Source organism: Haladaptatus sp. DYF46, from assembly GCF_021083305.1.
In the GTDB taxonomy this organism is placed as follows: Archaea; Halobacteriota; Halobacteria; order Halobacteriales; family Haladaptataceae; genus Haladaptatus.
This window is the reverse complement of record NZ_JAJFAY010000001.1, coordinates 1,519,069-1,533,846: the sequence shown is the minus strand read 5'-3', so window position 1 is coordinate 1,533,846 and position 14,778 is coordinate 1,519,069. Positions and strand designations below refer to the sequence as shown.

Annotated in this window: 20 protein-coding genes; 12 read left to right on the top strand and 8 right to left on the bottom strand. The window is 62.9% G+C overall.

The genetic code is table 11. The features are described 5' to 3' along the window. Window positions 1-6: 6 nt before the first annotated feature. Window positions 7-237, bottom strand: coding sequence for a hypothetical protein (locus tag LJF34_RS08440; RefSeq protein WP_231184464.1), 231 nt, complete (start codon window positions 235-237; stop codon window positions 7-9). On the opposite strand from LJF34_RS08440, the gene LJF34_RS08435 reads away from it, so the two are divergent. The 10 genes from LJF34_RS08435 to LJF34_RS08390 all read left to right on the top strand — a co-directional run bounded on the left by LJF34_RS08435 (window position 220) and on the right by LJF34_RS08390 (window position 8,834). Continuing rightward, the gene (locus LJF34_RS08435; RefSeq protein ID WP_231184463.1) at window positions 220-801 is read left to right on the top strand and encodes an NAD(P)H-dependent oxidoreductase; all 582 of its coding nucleotides are present in this window, start codon (window positions 220-222) and stop codon (window positions 799-801) included. The genes LJF34_RS08440 and LJF34_RS08435 overlap by 18 nt on opposite strands. 6 nt (window positions 802-807) lie before the next feature. Further along, window positions 808-1,596, top strand: coding sequence for an arylamine N-acetyltransferase (locus LJF34_RS08430; protein ID WP_231184462.1), 789 nt, complete (start codon window positions 808-810; stop codon window positions 1,594-1,596). A gap of 121 nt (window positions 1,597-1,717) precedes the next feature. After that, window positions 1,718-2,794, top strand: coding sequence for a D-xylose 1-dehydrogenase Gfo6 (gene gfo6, locus LJF34_RS08425; RefSeq protein ID WP_231184461.1), 1,077 nt, complete (start codon window positions 1,718-1,720; stop codon window positions 2,792-2,794). Window positions 2,795-3,012: 218 nt separating this feature from the next. Then, window positions 3,013-4,086: a glucose 1-dehydrogenase gene (locus tag LJF34_RS08420; RefSeq protein WP_231184460.1), complete on the top strand. Its 1,074-nt coding sequence runs from the start codon at window positions 3,013-3,015 to the stop codon at window positions 4,084-4,086. Beyond that, a complete protein-coding gene (gfcR, locus tag LJF34_RS08415; protein ID WP_231184459.1) occupies window positions 4,073-4,699 on the top strand; it encodes a transcriptional regulator GfcR in 627 nt (208 codons plus the stop codon). Before LJF34_RS08420 ends, gfcR begins: the two co-directional genes overlap by 14 nt. 74 nt (window positions 4,700-4,773) lie before the next feature. Next, window positions 4,774-5,271: a hypothetical protein gene (locus LJF34_RS08410; protein ID WP_231184458.1), complete on the top strand. Its 498-nt coding sequence runs from the start codon at window positions 4,774-4,776 to the stop codon at window positions 5,269-5,271. 43 nt (window positions 5,272-5,314) lie between these two features. After that, the gene (locus tag LJF34_RS08405) at window positions 5,315-5,662 is read left to right on the top strand and encodes a glutaredoxin family protein (protein ID WP_231184457.1); all 348 of its coding nucleotides are present in this window, start codon (window positions 5,315-5,317) and stop codon (window positions 5,660-5,662) included. A gap of 105 nt (window positions 5,663-5,767) precedes the next feature. Beyond that, window positions 5,768-6,343 (top strand): hypothetical protein, encoded by a 576-nt coding sequence (locus LJF34_RS08400; RefSeq protein WP_231184455.1) that lies wholly within the window; start codon window positions 5,768-5,770, stop codon window positions 6,341-6,343. 208 nt (window positions 6,344-6,551) lie between these two features. Next, window positions 6,552-7,523 (top strand): phosphoadenosine phosphosulfate reductase family protein, encoded by a 972-nt coding sequence (locus tag LJF34_RS08395; RefSeq protein WP_231184453.1) that lies wholly within the window; start codon window positions 6,552-6,554, stop codon window positions 7,521-7,523. A 462-nt stretch (window positions 7,524-7,985) separates the two neighbouring features. Continuing rightward, window positions 7,986-8,834, top strand: a complete 849-nt coding sequence (locus LJF34_RS08390; protein WP_231184451.1) for a class I SAM-dependent methyltransferase — start codon at window positions 7,986-7,988, stop codon at window positions 8,832-8,834. A 14-nt stretch (window positions 8,835-8,848) separates the two neighbouring features. Here LJF34_RS08390 and LJF34_RS08385 read toward each other — a convergent pair whose 3' ends face one another. The 3 genes from LJF34_RS08385 to LJF34_RS08375 all read right to left on the bottom strand — a co-directional run bounded on the left by LJF34_RS08385 (window position 8,849) and on the right by LJF34_RS08375 (window position 10,546). Continuing rightward, window positions 8,849-9,040 (bottom strand): hypothetical protein, encoded by a 192-nt coding sequence (locus tag LJF34_RS08385; RefSeq protein ID WP_231184449.1) that lies wholly within the window; start codon window positions 9,038-9,040, stop codon window positions 8,849-8,851. A 31-nt stretch (window positions 9,041-9,071) separates the two neighbouring features. Continuing rightward, window positions 9,072-9,815 carry a hypothetical protein gene (locus tag LJF34_RS08380; RefSeq protein WP_231184448.1) on the bottom strand — a complete coding sequence of 248 codons (744 nt, stop codon included), beginning with the start codon at window positions 9,813-9,815 and terminating at the stop codon, window positions 9,072-9,074. Window positions 9,816-9,898: 83 nt separating this feature from the next. Continuing rightward, window positions 9,899-10,546 carry a helix-turn-helix domain-containing protein gene (locus tag LJF34_RS08375; protein ID WP_231184447.1) on the bottom strand — a complete coding sequence of 216 codons (648 nt, stop codon included), beginning with the start codon at window positions 10,544-10,546 and terminating at the stop codon, window positions 9,899-9,901. 92 nt (window positions 10,547-10,638) lie between these two features. Here LJF34_RS08375 and LJF34_RS08370 point away from each other — a divergent pair, with 92 nt between their 5' ends. Continuing rightward, window positions 10,639-11,406 (top strand): CPBP family intramembrane glutamic endopeptidase, encoded by a 768-nt coding sequence (locus LJF34_RS08370; protein ID WP_231184446.1) that lies wholly within the window; start codon window positions 10,639-10,641, stop codon window positions 11,404-11,406. A 4-nt stretch (window positions 11,407-11,410) separates the two neighbouring features. Here LJF34_RS08370 and mutL read toward each other — a convergent pair whose 3' ends face one another. After that, window positions 11,411-13,564, bottom strand: a complete 2,154-nt coding sequence (mutL, locus tag LJF34_RS08365; RefSeq protein ID WP_231184445.1) for a DNA mismatch repair endonuclease MutL — start codon at window positions 13,562-13,564, stop codon at window positions 11,411-11,413. 123 nt (window positions 13,565-13,687) lie between these two features. Between mutL and LJF34_RS08360 the strand changes: the two genes are divergently transcribed. Next, a complete protein-coding gene (locus LJF34_RS08360) occupies window positions 13,688-13,975 on the top strand; it encodes a hypothetical protein (protein WP_231184444.1) in 288 nt (95 codons plus the stop codon). 54 nt (window positions 13,976-14,029) lie between these two features. On the opposite strand, the gene LJF34_RS08355 is transcribed toward LJF34_RS08360, so the two are convergent. From LJF34_RS08355 to LJF34_RS08345, 3 genes are all read right to left on the bottom strand, one after another. Beyond that, window positions 14,030-14,173, bottom strand: a complete 144-nt coding sequence (locus LJF34_RS08355; RefSeq protein ID WP_231184443.1) for a hypothetical protein — start codon at window positions 14,171-14,173, stop codon at window positions 14,030-14,032. A 61-nt stretch (window positions 14,174-14,234) separates the two neighbouring features. Then, window positions 14,235-14,441: a hypothetical protein gene (locus tag LJF34_RS08350; protein ID WP_231184442.1), complete on the bottom strand. Its 207-nt coding sequence runs from the start codon at window positions 14,439-14,441 to the stop codon at window positions 14,235-14,237. Beyond that, window positions 14,438-14,719 carry a HalOD1 output domain-containing protein gene (locus LJF34_RS08345; RefSeq protein ID WP_231184441.1) on the bottom strand — a complete coding sequence of 94 codons (282 nt, stop codon included), beginning with the start codon at window positions 14,717-14,719 and terminating at the stop codon, window positions 14,438-14,440. The genes LJF34_RS08350 and LJF34_RS08345 overlap by 4 nt, the downstream gene beginning before the upstream one ends. Window positions 14,720-14,778: the final 59 nt, after the last annotated feature.

Below are 14,778 nucleotides of genomic sequence, written 5' to 3'. Positions count from 1 at the left end.
CGCTGTTCACGAAACCGAGCGCTCGCCGACGCGCAGGTCCTCGTCCACGACGAGTTCGAGCGCGTCGCCGTCCAGCGTCACGCGAAGTGCGACTTCCCACGGATCCGTCGAGCGGACGGTGACGTGGCGGTCGGTCGCGGCGAATTGAGATGACAACTTCGTAACTTTACCCGTCTTCAGCGAGCGCTTTAGTGGCCGTCCGCGGTACTTCCGTTCGAGATGGAACCCGATACTCACGTCGTGGCGCTGTGTGGTAGCCTACGCGACGAAAGCGGAACGCGGGTCGCCCTCGAAACCGCACTCGATGCGGCGAGTGCGGCCGGTGCGACGACCACGCTCGTCGACTTGCGCGCCCACGACCTCCCGTTAGTGGATTCGGACGAGGCTCCTCCCGAAGACGCCGAATCGCTTCGAGAAACGCTCCGGGACGCGGACGCGATTCTCCTCGGCACGCCGTTATACCACGGGTCGTACTCCTCGCCGCTGAAGACGGCGCTCGACTACTGTGGCCCCGAGGAGTTCGCGGACAAGACGGTGGGACTCCTCGCCGTGTCCGCCGACGGCTTTCCGACGCCCGCCCTCGAACACCTGCGCTCCGTCTGCCGCGCGCTGAACGCGTGGACGCTCCCCCTCGAAGTCGGCGTCCCCAACGCACGCTCGTCGTTCGCGGACGGCGAACTGACCGACCCGGCAACGGCGGAGTGCGTCTGCCGACTCGGCGAGCGACTCGTCCTTTTCGCCGGCGTGGAACGATATCCCGAAGTCGCCAGCGCGACGATCGAATCCGTCACCGGTTTCTGATTCGAGATGCACCACGAACGCTACTGCTCCCGAATCGGCCTCGACCCGAACGCGGTTCGGGACACCGACCTCGAAACGCTCGCCCGACTTCAACGGGCGCACGTCACGACCGTCCCCTTCGAGAACGTCGCCATCACCGGCGACCCCTTCGGAAATCGGGACGGAAACGGCGTTTCGCTCGTCGCCGAAGACTGTTACGACAAAATCGTGGAGGGGCGACGCGGCGGTTTCTGTTTCGAACTCAACGGTCTCTTCGGGGACTTCCTCGCCGAACTCGGCTTCGACGTGGGCCGACGCGCTGCGATGATGGTCTCGGACGGCGAGGCCCGCCCGCCCGCGAACCACCTCACGAACGTCGTCACGCTCGACCGACCGTACATCGTGGACGTGGGAATGGGAATCCCGACGATGCGACGGCCGCTGCCGCTCGACGGTGAAACGAGGACGGACGACGTCGGCGTCGAATGGCGAACCGTCGAAAGCACCCGGCCCGATTCGGACTACGCGACCCAGTTTCGACGCTCCTCGGACGACGAGTGGACGACCCGATACGTCTTCCGCGACGTGCCGAGGGAGCGGTCCTACTTCGCGGCGACCTGTGAGTACCTCGCCACCGCGCCCGAGTCGCCGTTTACCGGCGACCCCGTGGTCAGCATCGCGACCGATTCTGGACACGTGAAACTCCGTCCCGACACGCTGACGCGGCACGAAAACGGCGAGGAGCGCGAACGGTCGCTCTCGGAGGACGACTGGTACGCCGCGCTCGAATCGACGTTCGGTATCGCCTACCGCTGATGTGTCGGACTCTCTCACCCGATGACGCGCTCGATGTGTCTTCCGCTGACACGCTTCTCCTTTCTCTCGCTGCTGACGACACCCCCAAACGCTAACCGATTCAGGACCGTTTCCGTGAGGGATGACGCTCGAAGACCTCCTCTCCGACTTCCCTCGGCGGGACTGGGAAACCGTCTCCGAACCGGACGAACGAGTTCGATTCGCGCTCGTCGGTCTCGGCTGGTTCACAACCGAGATGGTCGTCCCCGCGCTTCGGGACAGCGACCGCTGTGAAATCGGGGCGCTCGTCAGCGGTTCCTCCGACAAGGCCGCGCGCCTGAGGGACGAAACCGGTGCGACTCGCGCATTGAGCTACGAGGAATTTCACGAGGGAGCGGGAAGCGAGGAGTACGATGCGGTGTACGTCGCCACGCCGAACGCGACCCACCTCGAATTCGTGGAAACCGCCGCCGACCTCGGGAAGGCCGTGCTGTGTGAGAAACCGATGGAGGTCTCGGTGACGCGGGCGGAGCGATTGGTGGCGGCCTGTGACGAGGCCGGGGTTCCGCTGATGATCGGCTATCGGATGCACACGAACCCTGCCGTGCGTCGGATGCGCGAACTCGTGCGTGAGGGGTTCGTCGGCGAACCCGCGCTGGTCGAGGGGTCGATGTGCCAGAACGTCTTCGAGCAGATATCGCCCGACCCGAACCAGTGGCGACTCGACGCCGACCTCGCGGGCGGGTCCGCGCTCATCGACCTCGGCATCTATCCGCTAAACACCGCGCGGTTCGTCCTTGACGCGAATCCGGTGAGCGCACAGGGGACGACCCGCAGCCCGCACGAGCATTTCGGCGAGGTGGACCAGCACGTCTCGTTCGAAGTCGCGTTCGACAACGGCGTCACCGCGGCCTGCGTCGCCAGCCAGTACGCCCAGATGGGGAGTTCGTTTTCGGTCACGGGAACCGAAGGGAGACTGACCCTCTCGCCGGCGTTCTTCGGCGAGGCGGGATTGACGGCCGAACGCGGCGAGACAGAAGTCGCGTTCTCCGTTACGCCCGTGGACGAGGAGCGGGAGGAGTTCGACTACTTCGCGGACCGTCTCCTCGCGGGGCGCGACCCGGAACCCGACGGGAACCACGGACTGGTCGATATGCGGGCCGTGGAGGCCATCTACGAGTCGGCGGAGACCGGAGAGCGCGTGGCGGTCGAACGCTGACCGTGTCGATGATGGTCAGCCGGCGAACTCGGACGACGGAGTGGTAACTCGGGTGATGGACGCAGGAAAACCGGTGGACGGCCGGAAGCGACGAATCGGATCGGTTTCCGGTTCGATGTGAGCATAATACCATGGACGCTCACGGCCGTCCATCCGCGACTGAACTATTTACTCGGTAAAGAATAAATGTTTTGAACTCCGGGGTGCAAGGGGCTGTCATGCACGCAGTCGCACTCAAGCGCGGCGCGAGTGCTCCCGAAGTCATCGACAAACCACGCCCGGAACCGGATTCCGGCGAGGTTCTAGTGCGGACACTCCGAGTAGGCATCGACGGAACCGATTACGAGGTCATCGCCGGGCACCACGGCGGGTTTCCCGCGGACGACGATCACCTCGTCCTCGGTCACGAGGCGGTCGGCGTCGTGGAAGACCCGAACGGCACCGCGTTCAAGGAAGGCGACGTGGTCGTCCCGACCGTTCGTCGCCCGCTTCCCGACGGCCCGACGGAGTACTTCGAGCGCGGCGAACCCGACATGGCCCCGCCGGACGACGTCGTCGAGTGCGGCATCACCGGCGGCCACGGCTTCATGAGCGACTACTTCACCTGTTCGGCGGAGTTCCTATTACCCATCCCGGACGAACTCGCCAACTGGGGCTTTCTTGTCGAACCCATCAGTATCGCCGAGAAGGCCATCGAACACGCCTACGCTTCTCGCTCGGCGTTCGACTGGATCCCGAAGAGCGCGCTCGTCCTCGGCAACGGGTCGCTCGGCCTTCTCACGCTTGCGATGCTCGGCGACTCCTTCGATCGACTCTACTGTCTCGGCCGCCGCGACCGACCGGACCGAACCATCGACATCATGGAGGAGTTGGGCGCGACGTACATCGACTCGCGCGAGACGCCCGTCTCGGAGGTCCCCGATGCGTACGAACCGATGGACTTCATCTTCGAGGCGACGGGCTACGCTCCGCACGCCTTCGAGAGCATCGAGGCGCTCGCCCCGAACGGCGTCGCGGCGCTCCTCGGCGTTCCCGACTCGTGGTCCTTCGAGGTGGACGGCGGGGCGCTTCACCGCGAACTCGTGATGCACAACAAGGCACTCGTCGGGAGCGTCAACTCCGGCTACCGACATTTCGAGGCCGCCACGGAGACACTCTCCTCGCTCCCGGAGTGGCTATTGGACGACCTCGTGACCGGCATCTACGATTTATCGAACCTCACGGACGCATTTGCGGACGACGAAACGACAATAAAGGCCGCGGTGAAATTCTACGAGTATGAAGAACGTTGACGACCTCATCGAGAGCGCGGCCGAGCTAGCCGAGCGCGGTCTCTCGAAGGGTGAAATCGCTGACGAACTGAACGTCTCGCGCGAGACGGCGAGTTGGCTGGTCGAACGGAGCGGCAGCGCGCCGACTCCCGAACCGAAGGGCGGCACGCAGGACATCCACGTCGATTGGAGCGCCATCGGCCGCGACAGCACCCGCCTCTCGCACGTCGGCGCGGCGATGGCAGACATGCTGTCGAAACACGGCGAGGAGGTCGATCTGACCATCGGCATCGAGAAAGCCGGCGCGCCGCTCGCAACGACGGTGGCCCGCGAACTCGAAACCGACCTCGGTACCTACGCGCCGCGGAAACACCAGTGGGAGGAAGGCGACATCGACGAGTACGGCGGCACCTTCTCGCGCAACTTCGCGCAGATTCGGGACCGCGAGTGCTACGTCGTGGACGACACCATCACCAGCGGGACGACGATGACCGAGACCATCGAGGCCATCAAGGACCGCGGTGGCGACCCGGTTGCCTGCATCGTGCTCGCCGACAAACGCGGCATCGAGGAATTGGACGGCGTTCCCATCTACTCGCTGGTGCAGGTCATCGGCGTCGGAAGCGACGAATAGCGCGGCAAACTCGACAGAAAGCACTTATCTTCCGACCGGTTCCATCAGGTATGATTACCGGACGGGTTCTTATCGTGACCCTCGTCATTGGGGTGGGTCTCAGTCTCGTCGTCGGGTCCGCCGGGCCATCGCTGTTCGGGCTTTCTGCAAACGCGACGGATGGTGTCGGGCTACCGTCCGAATCCCTCGTCACCGCCACTGGGACGGGCTGTTCCGCGGCGGTCGATACTGGTGGCTGGGTCGGCCAGCAACCGGTTCACGACGTCATGGCCGTCTCGTTCAACGACACATTCGCACACGAGACGACAGCCATTAACGTGAACGCGTCGCTCGAACCGAGCGCGAACGGGGATTACTTCCTCCGAATAGAGACGAGTCCGGACCGCGCCGCATCGGCGAAGAAAGGACCCGCGCCGGAAGACTGCCTGCCCCGAACGACCATCGACGCGAGCATGACGGTGCCGCGCGATTACGATACGATTACCGTCGTCGCCGACGGGGAACGGGTGACGACCATCGAGAATACCGACTCGTCCTTCGCTCGTTACCGCTCCCTGAACGGCACGTCGTGACGCGGGCGCAACTTCTTTGCGGCGTGGGTGCCTACGCAAACGTATGACCTTCACACCCGGCGAGGAGTTATCCGCCGAGGAAGTCGAGGAACGGGTCGATTCGACAATCGCGGACGAGGACGTGGTACTATTCATGAAGGGAACGCGGATCATGCCGCAGTGTGGGTTCTCCATGCGCGCGGTCGAACTCCTCGACAAACATCGCGGCGAGGACTTCGAGACGGTGAACGTGCTCGATAACTTGGATGCCTACCGCGAGGCGCTGTCGGGCCACAGCGGATGGGAAACCATTCCCCAGACGTACGTGGACGGCGAATTCATCGGTGGGAGCGACATCCTCGCGGAGATGGAAGAACGAGATGAACTCGAATCGACACTTCGAGCGGACTGATATCAGTCCGCGGGTTGCACACGCAACGCAAAGAGTAGACCCTATAAGTGCGGGGCGCGTATACAAATACGTACCGCCGACGGGAGACGGAACCCACGACTACAAATGAGCCAGGTATACCGACTACATTCGACGCTCGAATTGCCGCTTGAAACCGTTTACGACTACTTCGAAAGCGACCCAGACCTACCGGATGGAATCGACAGCGTCGATATCACCCGCCGGAACAACACCCTCATAATCAGCGCAGTCTCGACGGACGAAAGCATCAGCAAGTACACGCCGACCGCGCAACTCAAGGCGAGCGTCTCCGAGACGCGCGTCTTTACCGAGGAGGAAGAGGCACGACGAAACGCGCCTCGTTGGGGAACGCCGGAGGAAGAAGAGGAGGAGGAACCGACGGGTGAACTCATCGAGATGGCCGCGTTCAAGGGTGACCGCGAGACGGTGCTCCAGAACACCGCGGTCCAGTATCCGATGTTCGAGGTGCTCTGCACCATCGCTCGAAAGGCCGAAAAGGGGACGCTGACCGCCATCTCGGAGGTCGGCGGCGACCTCGAAGCCACCCGAATCGTCGACGGCGACGACCGTCCGGCGTCCATCGAAGTCGTCGAAGGGCCGAGCAGTGAAAGTTCGTCGTCCAGCGGCGTGAACTGGCGCGACAACAAGTTCATCAGCTAAACCGTCGCCCTCTCCCCGTTCGGAATCTTTCCATACACACGTTCACACGGCGTGAAATCGCACGGATCAGCCGTTCCATTTTTATCCGCGTCCCTCCTTTGTGGTGCCACCGCTCCAAAACGAGACGTATCAGGGTAATTATTTTAAACGGTTCCTCACGACGAGCCGAAAAGCACTTTAGCGACCTAATTATATGTAATTACACGTCATGGCAAACGACTTCCCCGACTATCTCGACGTGGATTACACGGACGGCGAAGGCGAGAACCCCGAGGACTATCCCTCTCTCGAGGACAAAATCGAGAAGGCGATAGACGTCACCCGCAAGGGTCTCGAAGAGTACGAAAACCCGGCGGTCATGTGGACCGGCGGCAAGGACTCGACGCTCACGCTGTACTTCATCAAGGAAGTCGCGGAGCGCTACGACCTCGAAGTCCCGCCGGCAGTGTTCATCGACCACTACCAGCACTTCCAGGAGATCCACGACTTCGTGGAGTACTGGGCCGACGAGTGGGACCTCGACGTCATCTACGCCCGCAACGAGGACGTGGGTGGCTACGTCGACGAACACGACCTCGAACCCGGCGACGACATCGAAATCGGCGCGCTCTCGGAGCACAACCAGCACCACGTTCGCGACCTCCTCGAATACGAGGACGACACGTTCCCGTTCCTCCTCGATACGTACGTGGGCAACCACCTGCTGAAGACCGTCGCGCTCAACGACGCGCTCGAAGAGTACGACGTCGACGGCGTCATCTCCGGCGTCCGCTGGGACGAACAGGAAGCCCGCGCCGACGAGACGTTCTTCAGTCCGCGCCACGACCCCGAAATCTACCCGCCGCACGACCGGGTTCAACCCATCCTCCACTTCGACGAACCCGCGGTCTGGGACGCGTTCTGGTACTTCGTCGTCCCGGACACCGTGGAGGGCTACCCCGACGACGGCTACGTCCCGCAAGGCTTCGACGACCTGCCGAACGATCTCTCGCAGGACGACATCCCCGTCTCGCCCAAGTACTTCGAAGGGTTCCGCTCGCTCGGCAGCGAGATCAGCACCGAGAAGAGCGACCAGGAACCGGCGTGGTTGCAGGACATGGAGAACACCACCGAGCGCGCAGGCCGCGCACAGGACAAAGAGGACCTGATGGAACGCCTGCGTGACTTGGGTTACATGTAAGAACCACCTTTTTCTGCGGTCGGGAGCCGAAACCGGCGTCGCGGTGACGCCGGTTTCGGCCTACCTCCCTGGAAAAAGCTGGACCAAAAACGCTCCTCCCTCATTTTGACGAACGACTCGCGCCGCGAGTCGTTCGTCTCCATTCAGTCGTCGGCCCGGAAAATCGGAGATTTTCCGGTGAGTGAACTAGCGACCGGGAGGTGTGTCGCCTGTTGATTCTGTTGGTTGTGCAGAACGCTGTTTTTGACGATTGCGTCGATTGCTGAATTCCGACGGTTGTGTGGTCTGCGGATACCCGATGATCGAGTTAAGGGCCGATTTCCAGTGATTGTGTCACCGGCCTATCTCTTGGCTCACGTTCGTTCGCCGTTCGCTGGTCAGGAACGTTTCGACCGTGGGGGTGCTAGCTGTTACCACTCCACAAAAACCGCTTTCCGTCTCCTTACTCCATCGACATATCGAATGACGAACGACCCGCCGAACCGCATCGACCCCGCAAACTACTACGACCGACTCGGCGAGGAGGAGTGGGAACGCCTCGAAGAGTCGTTCAAGAACGCCCTCGAATTCGAGAACACGACCGACTACCTCGACCGGTTCCTGCCCGAATCGGGCCACGTCCTCGACGCTGGCGGGGCCGCGGGACGGTACTCGATTTGGCTGGCGGAGAAGGGATACGACGTGACCCTCCTCGACCTCTCGGCCGAACAGGTCGCCATCGCGGAGCGGCGCGTCGCACAACGCGGCCTCGAATCCCGCATCACCGTCCAACGAGGTGACATCCGAGCGTTGCCGTTTTCGGAAAATCGGTTCGACGCCGCGCTCTGTCTCGGCGGTCCGCTCTCCCACGTCATCGACGCCGAGGAGCGCGACGCGGCGGTTCGGGAACTCCACCGGGTCAACAAATCCGACGCGCCCGTCTTCATCTCCGTGATGGGGTTCGTCTCCGTCGTCCAGAACCTCATCAAGAGCGCACCTCACTTCGGGGCGGGAGTCCGACAACTCCCCGACGTGATCGAATCGCGGGACTACTCGCCGGAACTGATCGAAAACCACGGTATCGACGACCCGTCGTTCGTCGAGTGTCACTTCTTCCGGAGCGACGAACTCCGCCGTCTCCTCGAAGACCACGGAATCGCCGTCGAAGCCGTCGCCGGACTCGAAGGCCCGGCCTCGAACTTCGGAGCGAATCTCGAAGAAATCGACGGGGACGCACAGGAAACCGTCGCCGATGTCGTTCGGACGCTTCGGGAAGACCCGACCATCGCCGACCTGTCGAATCACATCCTCGCGGTCGGACGGGTCGAGTGACCCGATCGGGTTCGCTATCTCGTTGCGCGGTACTCCCCGTGTTTCACGCCGATGAAGAGCGCTATCAGGCCGAACACCAGCATCGAAGGTGCCACCATCATCAGTACCGTACTCGTCGCCATGGCTCCCATCCCGATGAGGCCCGCGGTACCGATAGCGACGATTATCAGCAATGCTACGACAGTTACGGGTAAGTCGAACTCCATACCGAACCGTTCGCCGACCGAAGGAAAAGCGTTATGCCGATTTCGGGCGCATGAGATTCGCCAGCGTGACTAAGAACCCGAGGACCCAACCGACCGGCACGGCGATGCCGAACCACATGCCGACGTAGGCGAGTCCCTCGAGGTCGAAGCGCGCCCGCAGTATCTCGTCGATGCCACGGTAGGTGAGGACGTTGTTCAGCAACCACACCGCGAGGTTCGTGCTGTTGGGGAAGATCACGTTCGAGAGCGTCGGCGAGTACAGCGCCGCGACGACAGGCGGGAGGAAGATGGCCGTCATGCCGGACGGGTAGGCGAACAGCACCGTCGTTACTCGGCCACCGTATCGACTCGTCAGATAGGAAAACGCCGCCGCGACCGTCGCCACGCCACCGGCGGCGGCGACGGCGTAGAACCCTTCCGTCGAGAAACGATACCGCGCCACCGCGGCCAACCCGCCCCACACGACGGCCGAGAGCAAGACGACGCCGAGTACCCCGAGGCTCGCCGCCGTTCGGTCGATTTTGCTCGTGTAGTAGCGCACCGCGAAGCCGAACAGGACGAACGGATAGAACAGGGCGACGACGAGCGTTCCGACCACGCTCCAGACGCTGTAGGCGACTTTCCCCGTCGTGCTCTGTGGTTTCCACTTTCCGAGGACCGAGTGGGCCTGCTGTCTCTGTCGCGGGAAGAACAGTCCCATCCATCCGGTGTGTAACTGTGCGATGTCGTATCGTACTGCGTCGGTGAGTCCTCCCTGACTCGTCCCGCGTGCCATACTGTGGCTCCATTCGGCGAACCGATATGAACGTTATCCTTACGGGTCCGAAAAGGAACTGGTTTAGATTCTGTCCATCCCGGTCACAACGCGAACGACGGGAGAATGGCCGCCTCTATCTTCTGAAAATGTTCGCTGATTGTCGATTCGCTCACGTCGAGTTCGGTCGCGAGTTCTCTCTGGGTAGTTCGTCTCGGAACGTCGTAGTACCCTCGTTCGACGGCGAGCGAGAGGATTCGTTCCTGCCGTTTCGTGAGCGTTGCGGAGAGCTGTTCCAACTGCGGCTGATACGTTCCCGTCCGCTCCAACTCGACTTCGATGATATCCGCGATGGCAGCGGTCACTCGATGGAGGGAGTCCTCCGCACCGACGAGCGTCACACGGAGCGACCCTTCACTCGTGTATTCGACGGGCGTGTCGAGGATAACGTCGTTCGCGCGGAGCAGCGTGAGGAGCGTCGTCGCCGGTTCGGTCGGCCGCGAATGGACGTACGCGAACCCACGTTCGCTGCCCGAGACCTCCCATCTGAGGACGCTCGAACTCGATTCGAGAACCCTTTTCGCCCCATCGAGGTCGCCCCGAAGCTCGTAGAGGAGTACCGTCGTTCCGTCGTCCAATTGGTCGAGGCGGTGGATTCGACCGCGCGTTATCGCCGGGTCCAGCGCCATCGCACATTCCGCCGGATGGAGGGCGGCATCGTTCGTTTTCGAGCGGACGGTGACGAAACGCATGGTGGTTTCTCACCGCACACCGTTATAAATCGACCGAGGAAATCCGGCAGTGTTCGCTTGCTCACGCCGAGAAACTACTCCGTCGAGAACGAATGAACGACGATTCCACACGACACACGACCTTCGATGGCCGACTGTTCGGAACCGCCACCGCGATCGGTGGATTGGGACTCATCGCGTACGCACCGGCGCTTTCGATCGGTTCGTCTCCGCTGAAAGCGCTAACTCCCCTCGGTGCTCTGCTCCTCTTCGCCTCCTTCCTCGGTGTTCGCCTTTCGAACGAGGTCGGTTTCGGGGCACCGCTCATCGAGAGCGTGTTGACCGGAGAGGGGGTTCGTCCGCGTACACGCTCCCGCATCGGCCGAATGGTGGTCCTCGGTGTGATTGTCGGCATCTGCCTGTCGACGTACGAACTGTTCGTCGTGCGTCCGATTCAGATGCGAGTGGGCGTCGATGTCGTCGCCGACATGGTGTCGCTTTCGCTTCCCGTTCGGTTCGTGGGCATGCCGCTGTACGGCGGGTTGACGGAGGAGGTGTTCTGGCGGTTCGGCCTTCTGACGTTCCTCGCGTGGCTCAGCACGTTCGTTTCCCGAACCGAAGACGGCCACCCGACGAACGGAGGAATCTGGGCCGCGATCGTCCTGTCCGCAGTCGGGTTCGCGTTCATCCATCTGACGCCGCTGTTCGCGGCCAATGCCGTTACCCCGCTCTCCGTGGGCGTGACGCTCGCCGGTATCAGCGTTTTCGGAGTACTCCTCGGATGGTGCTACTGGCGGTACGGACTCGAAGCGTCCATGACCGTCCATCTCGTCACGAACGTCGTCCTCGTCCTCGTCTTCACGTGGCGACTCGGACTGTGACCGCTCACTCTGCCCGTCGTCCGGCGTGGCCCGGATAGTCCCGCTCGAACCGGTCCTCTATCTCCCCGCGATTGAACTCGATGACCACCGGTCGTCCGTGCGGACAGGCGTAGGGGTTTTCACACTCGTCGAGCGCCGCGAGGAGGCTCACCACGTCCCCCTCCCGGAGCGACGTGTTGCCGGTTATCGACGGATAACACGCCAAATCGGAGATGAGTTCGTCCGCAACCGCCTCCGCGGACGTGGTCTCGGTTTCCGAATCGGTCGAGATGAACTCGGAGAGGACGTCCCGCAGGAGGTCCGGCGAAAGCGTCTTCTCGAAGACGGCGGGAACCGTCGTCACCTCGACGCACCTGTCCCCGACGAGCGCGGCGTGAAACCCCAGTCGCGCCAGTGCCTCTCGATACTCCTCGAACAGCGCCGCCTCGGCCGCCGTCAGTTCGAGTTCGACCGATGACGCGAGGACTTGCGTGGTCGTCTCGCCCGCGAACTGTCGGCAGAGCCGTTCGTAGTTCACCCGCTCGTCGGCGGCGTGCTGGTCGATGAGCACCAACCCGTCCTCGGTTTCGGCGACGACGTAGGTGTCGTGGAGTTGCCCGAGAACCCGCATGCTCGGCAGTCGCTCGAACGAGCGTTCGTCCGTTCCCCCCGTCTCCGCCTCGTCCGTCTCGGGGAGCGTCGTCGCGGCCGTCGCCGCACTGAACTTCCGTTCCGGATCGCGAGATAGAGGAATATCCGGCGAACGCTCGCCCATCGATGTTTCCGCCGCGGAACGCTGCTCGTTCGCCGGGATATCGTCCGTCGGAGTCCCCTTCGTCGCCGAATCGCCGCCGGACACCGACCCCGTTCGGGATTCCGTCGCGGCACCTTCAGTGGCTGCATCGTCGCTAGCCGACTCCGTTCGGCCCGAGCGTGTCGCGCTTGCGTTTCCGGGTTCGGTACGCTGGGGGCCGGACGAGACGTCCCGCGGCCCCGGTTGTGGGGTCGTCTCCGAATCGGCCGCCTCCGCGTCCATCGTCCCTTCGCTCCCGTCTTTCTCGTCTTTCCCCCCTTCGCTCCCGTCTTCTTCCTCCCCCAGTTCCGACTGGACGGGTTCGGGGGTCACGTTCGTTTCGTCGGGCGCGGAGCGACCACGCGGGGCGGACGCCCGGATGAGTCCATCGTCGAGGAGGGCGTCCGTGACGGCGTCGCGAACCGCCGTCTTCACCCGCGTTTCGTCGCCGAACCTGACCTCCATCTTTCGCGGATGGACGTTCACGTCCACGGAGTCGCCGGGCACGTCGAGGAAGAGAACCGCGAACGGGTAGCGGTCGGGCGCGAGTTGGTTGCCGTAGGCGTCGAGGATGGCGTCCCGAACCACCGACGAGCGCACGTACCGACCGTTCACGTAGGTTGCGACGTACTCGCGGGTGCTTCTGGTCGTCTCGGGGTGGCTGACGTAGCCCGAAACGTCCACGGCATCCCCGCCGTCCACCGAAATCATCGACGTGGCGACGTCCCGACCGTACACCGACAGAATCGCGGACTGGAGGTTTCCCTGTCCAGTGGTCGAGAACACCTCGCGCCCGTCGTGTTCCAGCGAGAACGCCACGTCCGGGTTCGCCAGCGCGTACTGCGTAGCGACGCGGTTGACGTGCGCGAACTCCGTGGAATCGGCCTTCAGATACTTCCGTCGCGCGGGGGTGTTGAAAAAGAGGTCTTTCACTTCCACCGTCGTTCCCTCCGGACACCCCGCCGGACCCAGTCCCTCCACGTCGCCGCCGACGAGACGGAGTTCGGTCCCCGTGTCACCGCCCCTCGGTTTCGTTCGGATTTCGGTCCGCGACACGCCGCCGATGGTGTACAGCGCCTCGCCGCGAAAGCCGAGGGTCGTGACTCCCGATTCGAGGTCGTCGATGTCCCGAATCTTGCTCGTCGTGTGCTCCTCGACGGCGACCTGAACGTCCTCCCTGCTCATCCCGACGCCGTCGTCCGTGACCGCGATTCGCTCCGTTCCGCCGCCGCCGATCCGCACCGAAATCCGCGAGGCGTCGGCGTCGAGGCTGTTCTCGACCAGTTCCTTGACCACCGAGGACGGCCGTTCGACCACCTCTCCCGCCGCGATTCGCCGAATCGTCGTCTCGGAAAGCGCCCGGATGTTCGTCTCCCCGTCGCTCATTTCTGGAACCGTTTCGTCCCGGCGTAATCAAGGTTCGTGTGTCCGTTCGCCCGCCTATTCATAACGAATAATAATAATAAAATCGCAACGTTTACTCGCGTCCGTCGCGTGTACGTTCTTACTATGGAGTCGTTTACCGAAACGCTGGAAATCGTGACGTTGGGGAACCACGTCCGAATCGAACTCGAAGACGGACAGGCGTTCGAAGGCCCGGCCAGTCCCATCGACTACATGCCCAACGACCGCTTCCGCCTCGAAATCGAACCGCGACACGAGGGGATTCGACGCTGTGAAATCAGCGCCGTTTACGTCGACGGGTCGTGGACGACGCCGGAGGTTCGCCACTACAGCCTCGGCGACGAGGACTGGATCGTCGCCGGAGAAGCGCTCGGGATGGAAATCACGCGATAATCTCCGACTCGCTGCCGTCGGTGGCCGACCCGACCGGCCGCTATCGGACGGCGGTCAGCGTTCGACGGGTGCTGTCACGCAGGAGCGAATCCACGCGTTCGAGTTCTCGGGGTCGTACATCATCACGACTCGACCCGAACCGTCGGAGTATTCGGTACACTGGAGTTCTTCCGTTCGTTCGTCGCTGGTGGTCGTCATGGTTGGGGAGGGGGTGAGAGCGTCGCCATCGAGCGAATCGCTGGGGACGCCGAGTGGAGGTTCATCGACCGCTCCACGCCGCTTGACACGTCTCGTCGCAGAACGAGTGGAGAACGACCGATCCGTCCTCTTTCGTTTCCGTGACGATGGGATACCACGTGGTGGTGTCGATGGGCGTATTACAGTGGGAACAGACGGGCGTCACGGACCGAGTGACGGCGTCGTCACGACGACTATCCCGTTCCTCTATTCCGGGGGTGTCGCTCATGCCTCTACTTGCGAGAGGAGCGTGGCAGTCACCGTTCGGTTGTCCGAAACCACTACTTCGCAACCGGCCATCGTAAAGCAGACGCTGGACTCGACGTTCCTCGTTACCGACGGGGTCGGCCGGAATAGCCTGTCGAGCGCGTCCGGATCGATGATGTCGTACAGCGGCGTGATACGGGCGGGATCGGATTTGGCGACGTCGGCGACGGCACGTATCACGGCCTCGCTGACACGCCCGTTTTTAATCGATATCGTGGCGGTGGTTCCTCGTTCACTCATGCGTTCCACGACCGGAGGCAGGACAAGTATCCGTAAAGGGGTTCCAGCTAGCTATGCAG